This window comes from Stenotrophomonas sp. 05L414_2 (assembly GCF_056397905.1).
On sequence record NZ_JBFTOJ010000143.1, the window covers coordinates 1 to 10,766 of the forward strand.

Here is a 10,766-nt window from a genome sequence, read left to right on the forward strand (position 1 = left end):
CCCTTGTAGTCGTCGAAGCTGCCCCAGCGCGTGTTGAGGTACTGGCCCTGCAGGGTGATCATCCACTTTTCGGACGGGGTGAAGCTCAGGCGTGCACCGACCACCGGCGCCACACCGTCGGTCTTCTCGTCCAGGAACTGGCCTTCATACACCGTGCCCAGGTCGGCGTAGCCCTTGGTGCTGACCTTGGCGTATTCGGCACCCAGCTGCAGGCCGAGATCGAACTTCTCGGTGTCCACCACCGAGTAGTCATACACCAGGCTGGCCACCTGGTACTTCAGCTCGGCCTTGACGAAGCTGTCGGCCGGCACGTTGACGTTGCCGAAGGAAATGTCCTGGCCAAGCGTCTCGCGGCGGTCCTTGTCGTACTTGAAGTAGTTGAACAGCAGGCGCTGGCGGTTGCTGATGCGGAACATGCCGTCGATGCGCGGCTCMCATTCCTTGCCACCCAGCTTGAAGTCCTCGGAGAAGCCGATGTCCTGGCCGGCGACATTGGTGTTGCCGCGCAGGGTGTTGTCCGAGTCGATGTTCATCGCACCCAGGCGCAGGGCGAAGCGGTCATCGCCTTCGGCGGCATGGGCGGAGGAGGCGAACGACGCGCCGGCGGCGAGAAGCGAGAGGGCRAGCAGGGTGGGGACGGAGCGCATCGAAAGAGTCCTTGCAGTGGTTCATCGGAATGAAGGCCACTTTGCCGGACGTCGCTGTCCACCATTCGTGAAGGTATGGTCCACGCGATGTGGACGGTTCAGCGCTGTCAGCGCCCTGCGAAAAGATGGCCCCGGAGCGGCGCTTCGGGGCCATCATGGGGACCTGCAGGCGAAGCGTCGACGAGGTAGCTGCAGGCAGGTCGGAAGATGGGACCACTGCCGTCGGCGGAAAGTTCCGCCGCCTGCGACCAAAGTTCAATGCGCTGCACCGCAACATCGCGCAGATGGCATTGTCCCCGTGGTGGGCTGCAAAACCGCAGCCCTTACCGCAACTTGCGCTGTTCCGATATGAACAGGCAGCGGTTGTCTCGCAAATTGTCCCATTGCTATAATTTGGCGGCTCGATGAGGCCCCCCCTGCTGTAGTCGCCTCAGCCATCCACTTGTAACCACGCGGGACGTCCTGTGCTGAACTCCGTAGAAACGGGTCGGCGACTGATGCTGCGCGCCGCGGTCTACCCGCTGGCCGCGGTGGCTGTCCTGGCTCTGGCCTTCCTGCTGGTGGGGCCGAAGTATGCCCTTGGTGCCCTGGCATCCGGTGTGGCGGTTTCGGCCGGTGGTTGGGTGGCGGCACGGATGGCGCTGGGTGGTGGTGCGCTGGGGGCCGGTTCGGCCATGGCACGCCTGATCGTTGCGATCGTGGCCAAGTGGGCGCTCGTTTTTGGTGTCCTGATGGTGGGGTTCCTGGTCTTCAAGCTGCCTGCACTGGCGCTGTTGGCCGGTATCGCCGTCGGGCTGATGTTCCAGGTCCTGGCCATGGCCAGGCGCTAATCGAATTCATTTAACTTAAGGTTCCGGACACATGGCAGGCGAGGCGCTTACACCCACCTCCTACATCCAGCATCACCTGCACAATCTGACTGCAGGTCATGGCACCCCGTGGGCGATCCACGTGGACACGCTGGTAACCTCGCTGCTGATGGGCCTGGTGATGGTCGTCGCCTTCTGGATGGCGACCCGCAAGGCCACCTCCGGCGTGCCGGGCAAGTGGCAGGCATTCGTCGAGATCTGCCTGGAGTTCGTTGACCGCCAGGCCAAGGACACCTATCACGGCACCAGCAAGCTGGTGACCCCGATCGCGATCACGATCTTCTTCTGGATCCTCCTGATGAACCTCATCAAGATGATCCCGGCCGACTTCATCGCCAAGCCGCTCGAACTGATGGGCGTGCCGTACTGGAAGCCGGTCCCCACCGCTGACGTCAATGCCACCCTGGGCATGTCGATCAGCGTGTTCTTCCTGATGCTGTTCTTCGCGTTGCGCGCCAAGGGTATTGGTGGTTTCACCAAGGAATTCCTGACCGCACCGTTCGGCAAGTGGATGATGCCGTTCAACCTGATCCTGAACATCGTCGAGTGGCTGAGCAAGCCGATTTCGCTGGCGATGCGACTGTTCGGCAACATGTTCGGCGGTGAAATCGTGTTCCTGCTGATCTGGGTGCTGGGCGGTGCAGGTATCGCCGGCATGTTTGCAGGCGCGTTCGCCGGCTTCGGCTGGATGCTGTTCCACCTGCTGGTGATCCCGCTGCAGGCCTTCATCTTCATGATGCTGTCCATCGTGTACCTGAGCCTGTCGGAAGACGCTCACTGAGTTTCGCTTCACCCTTCATCCGTTTGTTTCTAAACCCTTAGCAATCAAGTTCCTGGAGAAAACCATGTACTTCGCCGTCCTGACCAATCTCGCCCAAGTTCAGAGCTCCACCGTCCTCGCCGTCGGCATCATGATCGGCCTGGCCGCGCTGGGCGCCGGTCTGGGTCTGGCCATCATGGCCGGTAAGTTCCTGGAGTCGGCCGCGCGCCAGCCGGAACTGATCCCGGTCCTGCAGGTCCGCATGTTCATCACCGCCGGCCTGATCGACGCCGCCTTCATCATCTCGGTCGCCGTGGGCCTGCTGTTCGCCTTCGCCAACCCGCTGGTCGGCGAGTTCATCTCGCGCCTGCCGGCAATCGCTGGCTGATCCAGCGAAAGTGAAACGACCGGGCGCCGCAGGCGCCTGGTCGCGGATGAAGGTTCGGAGGCGCCGCCCGTGTGGCGGCGCATCCATCCCGTCACAACCGACTGAGCGAACCCCATGGATATCGGTTTTACCCTCATCGCCCAGGCCCTGGCCTTTGCCGCCCTGATCTGGCTCATCGCGACCAAGATCTGGCCGCCGCTGATGAACGCGATCGAAGAGCGCCAGCAGAAGATCGCTGAAGGCCTCGCTGCTGCCGACCGCAGCCAGAAAGATCTGGCCCAGGCGCAGGACAAGGTCAATGAAGCGCTGAAGGAAGCCCGCACCAAGGCCAACGAGATCATCGACCAGGCCCACGCGCGTGCCAACCAGATCGTCGACGCGGCCCGCAACGAAGCTGTTGCCGAAGCCACCCGTCAGAAGGACCTGGCCCAGGCCGAAATCGACGCCGCCGCCAACCGTGCCCGTGAAGATCTGCGCAAGCAGGTGTCCGCGCTGGCCGTGACCGGTGCCGAAAAGCTGCTCAAGCGCGAAATCGACGCCAACGCCCACAAGGCGCTGCTCGACGAGCTGGCCTCGGAGATTTAAGGATGAGCCAGGCCCTCACGCTTGCCCGCCCGTACGCCCGCGCCGCCTTCGCGACCGCGCGTGACGAAGGCGCGTTCGCGCCGTGGTCGGACGCTTTGGCGTTCTCCGCCCACGTCGCCGCCGACCCGCGCGTGGCGGCCCTGCTCGCCAACCCGGAGCTGGGTCGCGATGACGCCATCGCCCTGCTGGCGCCGGAGTCCCGCGGCGAGACCTACTCGCGCTTCCTGGCTGTGCTTGCCGAGTCGCATCGTCTGCCGCTGCTGCCGGAGATCGCCGGCATGTTCGACGCCCTGCGCGCCGAGGCCGAGCACGTGGTCAAGGCCACGGTGACCTCCGCGGCCGAGCTGTCGGTTGCCGAGCTGGACGCGATCAAGGCCGCGCTGCGCAAGCGCTTCAACCGCGAGGTCGAAGTGGCCACCGCGGTCGACGCCTCGCTGATCGGCGGCGCTGTGATCGACGCCGGCGACGTGGTCATCGATGGTTCGCTGAAGGGCAAGCTGGCCCGTCTGCAGACCGCGCTCGCTAACTGAATTCATTTAACGTCCGGCCCCGCTGCCGGCACTAGGACTTGACGATGGCAACCACGCTCAACCCCTCCGAAATCAGCGAACTGATCAAGAACCGCATCGAGAAGGTCAAGCTGGCCGCGGAATCGCGCAACGAAGGCACCGTGACCAGCGTGTCCGACGGCATCGTGCGCATCTTCGGTCTGGCCGACGTGATGCAGGGCGAAATGATCGAACTGCCGAACAACACCTTTGCCCTGGCCCTGAACCTGGAGCGCGACTCGGTCGGCGCCGTGGTCCTGGGTGGCTACGAGAACGTGCGCGAAGGTGACGTCGCCAAGACCACCGGCCGCATCCTGGAAGTGCCGGTCGGTCCGGAACTGCTGGGCCGCGTCGTCAACGCGCTCGGCGAGCCGATCGACGGCAAGGGCCCGCTGGCCACCCAGCTGACCGCTCCGGTGGAGCGCGTTGCTCCGGGCGTGATCTGGCGCAAGTCGGTCGACCAGCCGGTGCAGACCGGTTACAAGTCGGTCGACTCGATGATYCCGATCGGCCGTGGCCAGCGCGAGCTGGTCATCGGTGACCGCCAGACCGGCAAGACCGCACTGGCCATCGATGCGGTGATCAACCAGAAGGGTACCGGCATCAAGTGCGTGTATGTAGCGATCGGCCAGAAGGCTTCGACCGTTGCCAACATCGTGCGCAAGCTGGAAGAGAACGGCGCCCTGGCGCACACCATCGTGGTGGCTGCCACCGCGTCCGAATCGGCCGCGATGCAGTACATCAGCGCCTACTCGGGCTGCACCATGGGCGAGTACTTCATGGACCGCGGCGAAGACGCGCTGATCGTGTACGACGATCTGTCCAAGCAGGCCGTGGCCTACCGCCAGATCTCGCTGCTGCTGAAGCGTCCGCCGGGCCGTGAAGCCTACCCGGGTGACGTGTTCTACCTGCACTCCCGTCTGCTCGAGCGCGCTGCCCGCGTGTCCGAAGAGTACGTCGAGAAGTTCACCAACGGTGCGGTGACCGGCAAGACCGGTTCGCTGACCGCGCTGCCGATCATCGAGACCCAGGCCGGCGACGTTTCCGCGTTCGTTCCGACCAACGTGATCTCGATCACCGACGGTCAGATCTTCCTGGAAACCGATCTGTTCAACGCCGGCATCCGCCCGGCCGTGAACGCCGGTATCTCGGTGTCGCGCGTCGGTGGTTCGGCGCAGACCAAGATCATCAAGAAGCTGTCCGGCGGCATCCGTATCTCGCTGGCCCAGTACCGCGAGCTGGCTGCGTTCGCGCAGTTCGCCTCGGACCTGGACGAAGCCACCCGCAAGCAGCTTGAGCGCGGCCAGCGCGTCACCGAGCTGATGAAGCAGAAGCAGTACGCGCCRATGTCGATCGCCAACCAGGCGCTGTCGATCTACGCCGTCAACGAGGGTTACCTCGACGACGTGCCGGTCAGCAAGCTGCTGGCGTTCGAAGAAGGCCTGCACGCGCATTTCGCCAATACCCAGGGCGAACTGATCGGCAAGGTCAACGCCACCGGCGGTTGGGACAACGACATCGAAGGTGCCTTCAAGAAGGGCATCGTCGAGTTCAAGACCACCGGCAGCTGGTAATCGAGGTCCTGTAGAGCGGAGCGATGCTCCGCTGGACCAGACGATCAAACGGTTGAACAACGCGGGGCCCCGGCCCCGCGCCACGGGAATAAAAGATGGCAAGCGGACGCGAAATCAAAACCAAGATCAAGAGCGTGCAGAACACCCGCAAGGTGACGCGCGCCCTGGAAATGGTCTCGGCCTCCAAGATCCGCAAGGCGCAGGATCGGATGAAGACCTCGCGTCCGTACGCGCAGGCGATGAAGCAGGTGATCGGCCACCTGGCGCAGGCCAGCACCGACTACCAGCATCCGTTCCTGGTCGAGCGTGAGCAGGTCAAGCGGGTCGGTTTCATCGTGATCTCCTCCGATCGCGGTCTGGCCGGCGGCCTCAACAACAACCTGTTCCGCAGGATGCTTGGCGAAGCCAAGGCCTGGCAGGACAAGGGCGCCGAAGTGGACCTGGTGACCATCGGCCAGAAGGCATCGACCTTCTTCCGCCGGGTCAAGGTGAACATGGTCGGCACGGTGACCCACATCGGCGACACGCCGAAGCTGGAATCGCTGATCGGTGTGATCAAAGTCATGCTCGACGCCTTCACCGAAGGCAAGGTCGACCGTGTGTACCTGGTCTACAACCGCTTCGTCAACACGATGACGCAGAAGGCCAGCTTCGATCAGCTGCTGCCGCTGCCGGCCGCTGAGAAGCAGGTTGCGCACCACGACTGGGACTACCTGTACGAACCCGATGCCGCGACCGTGCTCGAGCACGTGATGACGCGTTACATCGAGTCGCTGGTGTACCAGGCGCTGCTGGAAAACGTCGCTTCCGAGCATGCCGCGCGCATGGTGGCGATGAAGTCGGCCAGTGACAACGCCAACAAGCTGATCGGAACCCTGCAGCTGGTCTACAACAAGGCCCGCCAGGCAGCGATCACCCAGGAAATCTCCGAAATCGTCGGCGGCGCGGCAGCAGTCTGACCGCGTTCGTTAAAAGCACACATTTAGAGGATGCAGCAATGAGTCAGGGCAAGATCGTTCAGATCATCGGCGCCGTCGTCGACGTCGAATTCCCCCGCGAGTCGGTGCCGAAGGTGTACCACGCGCTGAAGGTGGACAACACCGAAATCACCCTGGAAGTGCAGCAGCAGCTCGGTGACGGCGTGGTCCGCTGCATCGCGCTGGGCTCCACCGATGGCCTGAAGCGCAACCTGGTGGCCACCAACACCGGCCGCGGCATCTCCGTGCCGGTCGGCGCTGGCACCCTGGGCCGCATCATGGACGTGCTCGGCCGCCCGATCGACGAAGCCGGTCCGGTCGCCTCCAGCGACACCTGGGAAATCCACCGCGCTGCTCCGTCGTATGAAGACCAGTCCCCGGCCACCGAGCTGCTGGAAACCGGCATCAAGGTCATCGACCTGATGTGCCCGTTCGCCAAGGGCGGCAAGGTCGGCCTGTTCGGCGGCGCCGGCGTCGGCAAGACCGTCAACATGATGGAACTGATCAACAACATCGCCAAGGCGCACAGCGGTCTGTCCGTGTTCGCCGGCGTGGGTGAGCGTACCCGTGAGGGCAACGACTTCTACCACGAGATGAAGGACTCCAACGTCCTGGACAAGGTCGCGATGGTGTACGGCCAGATGAACGAGCCGCCGGGCAACCGTCTGCGCGTCGCCCTGACCGGCCTGACCATGGCCGAGTACTTCCGCGACGAGAAGGACGAGAACGGCAAGGGCAAGGACGTGCTGCTGTTCGTCGACAACATCTACCGCTACACCCTGGCCGGTACCGAAGTGTCGGCACTGCTGGGTCGTATGCCGTCGGCAGTGGGTTACCAGCCGACCCTGGCCGAGGAAATGGGCGTCCTGCAGGAGCGCATCACCTCGACCAAGAATGGTTCGATCACCTCGATCCAGGCCGTCTACGTGCCGGCCGATGACTTGACCGATCCGTCGCCGGCGACCACCTTCGCCCACCTTGACTCGACCGTGACCCTGTCGCGTTCGATCGCTTCGCTGGGTATCTACCCGGCGGTCGATCCGCTGGACTCCACCAGCCGCCAGATGGACCCGCTGGTCATCGGCCACGAGCACTACGACACCGCCCAGCGCGTCCAGCAGACCCTGCAGAAGTACAAGGAACTGAAGGACATCATCGCCATCCTGGGCATGGACGAACTGTCCGAAGAAGACAAGCAGGCCGTGTCGCGCGCCCGCAAGATCGAGCGCTTCTTCAGCCAGCCGTTCCACGTGGCCGAAGTGTTCACCGGCTCGCCGGGCAAGTACGTGTCGCTGAAGGACACCATCCGTGGCTTCAAGGCCATCGTCGATGGCGAGTACGACCACCTGCCGGAGCAGGCGTTCTACATGGTCGGCAGCATCGAAGAAGCGGTCGAGAAGGCCAAGAAGATGGCCGAGAAGGCCTGATGCGGCGGGGACGGGCACACGCCCGTCCCGACCGTGACACGGGGTGGGCCTGCGCCCACCGCTGCGGAATCCCTGCGGTGGGTTCGACCCGCCCCCTAGCGAAGAGAGTTACATGAGCACCATCCGTTGCGACATCGTCAGCGCCGAGCAGGAAATCTTCCGTGGCGAAGCGACCCTGGTCGTGGCCACCGGTGAGCTGGGCGAACTGGGCATCGCGCCCAAGCACGCACCGCTGATCACCCGCCTGAAGCCGGGCAAGGTGGTAGTGACCACGCCGAGCGGCGAGCAGCTGGATTTCGCCATCTCCGGCGGCATCCTGGAAGTGCAGCCGCAGGTGGTGACCGTGCTGGCCGACACCGCGATCCGCGCACAGGACATCGACGAAGCCTCGGTCCGCAAGGCCAAGGAAGAAGCCGAACGCATCCTGGCCAACCGCGGCGAAGCGATGGAAGTGGCCGAAGCCCAGCAGAAGCTGGCAGAGGCCGTTGTCCAGCTGCAGGCGCTTGAGCGCCTGCGCAAGACCCTCAAGCACTGAGGTCCAGCGCCATCAAGCAGGAACGCCGGCCCAGTGCCGGCGTTTTTGTATGTGTCGACAACGCAGCGGAAACGCCGTTACCGGTACACGACATGGCGCAGCAGCAGGAAAGACACCACCGCCAGGCCCGCTTCCACCAGCGGCTTTGCCAGCCAGGCGTACCGCAGGCCCAGCGCATGGTCGGCGGCGGCCACCAGCAGCGTGCTGGCCGCGGTCAGCAGCAGCCACAGCGGCAGGAATCGTGCGAAGCGGCGCCAGCCCAGGCGCTGCCCGTTGGCGTCGGCGAAGGTGATGCGTCCATTGAGCCAGAAACCCAGCAGCATGCCCGCCACGCGTCCGCAGACATTGCCGGGCGCAGCCGGCATGCCGGCCGCCGTCGCCAGCACGAACACCGCCCAGTCCAGCAGTAACTGCAGCAGGCCGATGACGAGATAGGAACGGCCTTGGCGGAGCAGGCTCATGGTGCCGGGGTCATGGTGGGGGCTCCATGTTAACGGCCTCCGTTCTAGAATCACCGCCATCGAATCGTGGACCGCCCGCATGACCCAACCCCTGCACGTGATCATCCTCGCCGCTGGCGCCGGCAAGCGCATGAAGTCGGTGCTGCCCAAGGTGCTGCAGCCGATTGCCGGCCAGCCGATGCTGGCGCATGTGATCGCCACGGCGCGGGAACTGCAGCCGGCCGCCATCCACGTGGTGTACGGCCACGGCGGGGATCAGGTGCGGAGCTACTTCGCTGACCAGCCGGACCTGTTGTGGGCGGAACAAGCGCAGCAGCTGGGTACCGGTCACGCCGTTGCCCAGGCCATGCCGGAGGTGCCCGACGCCGCCCAGGTGCTGGTGCTGTACGGCGATGTGCCGTTGATCCGTGCGCAGACCCTGCGCGACCTGCTGGCCCAGCCGGGCCGGCTGGCCGTGCTGGTGGCCGATGTCGAGGATCCCACCGGCTATGGTCGCGTGCTGCGCGACGCCGAAGGCAAGGTCGGGGCGATCGTCGAGCAGAAGGACGCCGATGACGAACAGCGCCGGGTGCGCATCATCAACACCGGCATCATCACTGCCGAATCGACGGCGCTGCGCCGCTGGCTGTCGCAGCTGTCCAACAGCAACGCRCAGGGCGAGTACTACCTGACCGATGTATTCGCCTTTGCCGCCCGCGAGTTCACTCCGGCGGAGATGGCCCTGGTGGCCGATGCGCAGGACGCCGAAGGCGCGAACGATCCGTGGCAGCTCTCGCAGCTGGAACGGGCCTGGCAACGGCGCGCGGTGCGCGCGCTGTGCATCCAGGGCGCGCGCGTGCGCGATCCGGCGCGGGTGGATATCCGGGGTGAGGTGATCGTCGGCAGCGACGTGATGATCGATGTCGATGTGATCCTTGAAGGCAAGGTGGTGCTCGGCGATGGCGTGACCATCGGCCCGTTCACCCGGCTGAAGGACGTCACTCTCGGCGCGGGCACCGAAGTGCGTGCGCACTGCGATGTGGAAGGCGTGATCAGCGAGGGGGCGGCGCAGATCGGCCCGTTCGCGCGCCTGCGCCCGGGCACGGTGCTGGCTGATGGCGTGCACGTGGGCAACTTCGTGGAAACCAAGAAGGTCACCCTGGGAGTGGGCAGCAAGGCCAACCACCTCACCTATCTGGGCGACGCGGTGATCGGCAGCAAGGTCAACATCGGCGCGGGCACCATCACCTGCAACTACGACGGCGTGAACAAGTCGACCACCACCATCGGCGACAACGCTTTCATCGGCTCCAACAGTTCGCTGGTGGCGCCGGTGCTGATCGGTGAAGGCGCGACGATTGCTGCCGGTTCGGTCATCACCCGCACTGCGCCGGACGGCAAGCTGACCGTAGCCCGTGCGCGCCAGGAAACCATCGATGGCTGGCAGCGCCCCATCAAGAAAAGCTGAGCCGAGGCCACCGCGCGTCGATGAACTGAGTGCGCTGCCCCGCATCGAACAGCGTGCGGGTGAACTGCTGCGCGGGCACGAGGCGTACCCGGTGTTCGCCGGCCATGGACTGGACCTTCCCACGTTGCAGGCCGGACTGCGGCGTGGCCTGTTGTGGATCATCGAAGGCGCCGATGGCGGCATCGCCGGCTATCTGCTGGGCGGTACGCTCGACGGCGATTTCCATGTGCTGCAGATGGATGTGGATCCCAATCATGCTCGCCGTGGCTACGGACGGGCGTTGCTGCAGCATGCACTCGCCGAGGCCAAGGCGCTTGGCTATCCGGCGGCGGTGCTGACCACGTTGTCCAATGTACCGTGGAATGCGGCGTTCTATGCCAGCGAAGGATTCACCCTGCTGCCGGAGCCGGAGTGGGGCGCGGGCCTGCGAGGGGTGATGGCCGAGGAAGCCGCGTTGGGATTCCCGATGCACCTGCGGGTGGCGATGCGACGGGTGCTTTAGTTTTGCTTCTCCTGTTGATTGCTGAAGGTTGATCACGGTTCATGGG

General features: G+C 64.6%; 13 protein-coding genes. 11 read left to right on the forward strand and 2 right to left on the reverse strand.

What is annotated here, in order from left to right:
• On the reverse strand, window positions 1–647 hold a 647-nt coding region (locus AC1DJN_RS17005), incomplete at its 3' end, for a hypothetical protein (RefSeq protein ID WP_478039553.1).
• 497 nt (window positions 648–1,144) lie between these two features.
• Here AC1DJN_RS17005 and AC1DJN_RS17010 point away from each other — a divergent pair.
• The 9 genes from AC1DJN_RS17010 to AC1DJN_RS17050 all read left to right on the forward strand — a co-directional run bounded on the left by AC1DJN_RS17010 (window position 1,145) and on the right by AC1DJN_RS17050 (window position 8,310).
• Entirely contained in the window at window positions 1,145–1,477 is a 333-nt protein-coding gene (locus AC1DJN_RS17010) for a hypothetical protein (protein WP_032952006.1), read from the forward strand.
• 31 nt (window positions 1,478–1,508) lie between these two features.
• Entirely contained in the window at window positions 1,509–2,297 is a 789-nt protein-coding gene (gene atpB / locus AC1DJN_RS17015; protein ID WP_025877369.1) for a F0F1 ATP synthase subunit A, read from the forward strand.
• A 64-nt stretch (window positions 2,298–2,361) separates the two neighbouring features.
• Window positions 2,362–2,664 (forward strand): F0F1 ATP synthase subunit C, encoded by a 303-nt coding sequence (gene atpE, locus AC1DJN_RS17020; protein ID WP_442252162.1) that lies wholly within the window; start codon window positions 2,362–2,364, stop codon window positions 2,662–2,664.
• Window positions 2,665–2,778: 114 nt separating this feature from the next.
• The gene (locus AC1DJN_RS17025) at window positions 2,779–3,249 is read left to right on the forward strand and encodes a F0F1 ATP synthase subunit B (RefSeq protein ID WP_025877365.1); all 471 of its coding nucleotides are present in this window, start codon (window positions 2,779–2,781) and stop codon (window positions 3,247–3,249) included.
• Between the two features lie 2 nt (window positions 3,250–3,251).
• Window positions 3,252–3,779, forward strand: a complete 528-nt coding sequence (locus AC1DJN_RS17030) for a F0F1 ATP synthase subunit delta (protein WP_025877363.1) — start codon at window positions 3,252–3,254, stop codon at window positions 3,777–3,779.
• A 44-nt stretch (window positions 3,780–3,823) separates the two neighbouring features.
• The gene (atpA, locus tag AC1DJN_RS17035) at window positions 3,824–5,371 is read left to right on the forward strand and encodes a F0F1 ATP synthase subunit alpha (RefSeq protein ID WP_025877361.1); all 1,548 of its coding nucleotides are present in this window, start codon (window positions 3,824–3,826) and stop codon (window positions 5,369–5,371) included.
• Between the two features lie 95 nt (window positions 5,372–5,466).
• A complete protein-coding gene (gene atpG / locus AC1DJN_RS17040; RefSeq protein ID WP_025877359.1) occupies window positions 5,467–6,330 on the forward strand; it encodes a F0F1 ATP synthase subunit gamma in 864 nt (287 codons plus the stop codon).
• A 38-nt stretch (window positions 6,331–6,368) separates the two neighbouring features.
• Window positions 6,369–7,775 (forward strand): F0F1 ATP synthase subunit beta, encoded by a 1,407-nt coding sequence (gene atpD / locus AC1DJN_RS17045; RefSeq protein WP_025877357.1) that lies wholly within the window; start codon window positions 6,369–6,371, stop codon window positions 7,773–7,775.
• 112 nt (window positions 7,776–7,887) lie between these two features.
• A complete protein-coding gene (locus AC1DJN_RS17050; RefSeq protein ID WP_025877355.1) occupies window positions 7,888–8,310 on the forward strand; it encodes a F0F1 ATP synthase subunit epsilon in 423 nt (140 codons plus the stop codon).
• A gap of 77 nt (window positions 8,311–8,387) precedes the next feature.
• On the opposite strand, the gene AC1DJN_RS17055 is transcribed toward AC1DJN_RS17050, so the two are convergent.
• Window positions 8,388–8,771: a GtrA family protein gene (locus AC1DJN_RS17055; RefSeq protein WP_424843708.1), complete on the reverse strand. Its 384-nt coding sequence runs from the start codon at window positions 8,769–8,771 to the stop codon at window positions 8,388–8,390.
• Window positions 8,772–8,850: 79 nt separating this feature from the next.
• Between AC1DJN_RS17055 and glmU the strand changes: the two genes are divergently transcribed.
• Both glmU and AC1DJN_RS17065 read left to right on the forward strand, forming a co-directional pair.
• Window positions 8,851–10,218: a bifunctional UDP-N-acetylglucosamine diphosphorylase/glucosamine-1-phosphate N-acetyltransferase GlmU gene (gene glmU, locus AC1DJN_RS17060; RefSeq protein ID WP_223486704.1), complete on the forward strand. Its 1,368-nt coding sequence runs from the start codon at window positions 8,851–8,853 to the stop codon at window positions 10,216–10,218.
• Window positions 10,187–10,720 carry a GNAT family N-acetyltransferase gene (locus tag AC1DJN_RS17065; RefSeq protein WP_442252161.1) on the forward strand — a complete coding sequence of 178 codons (534 nt, stop codon included), beginning with the start codon at window positions 10,187–10,189 and terminating at the stop codon, window positions 10,718–10,720. Before glmU ends, AC1DJN_RS17065 begins: the two co-directional genes overlap by 32 nt.
• The last annotated feature ends 46 nt before the right edge of the window (window positions 10,721–10,766 follow it).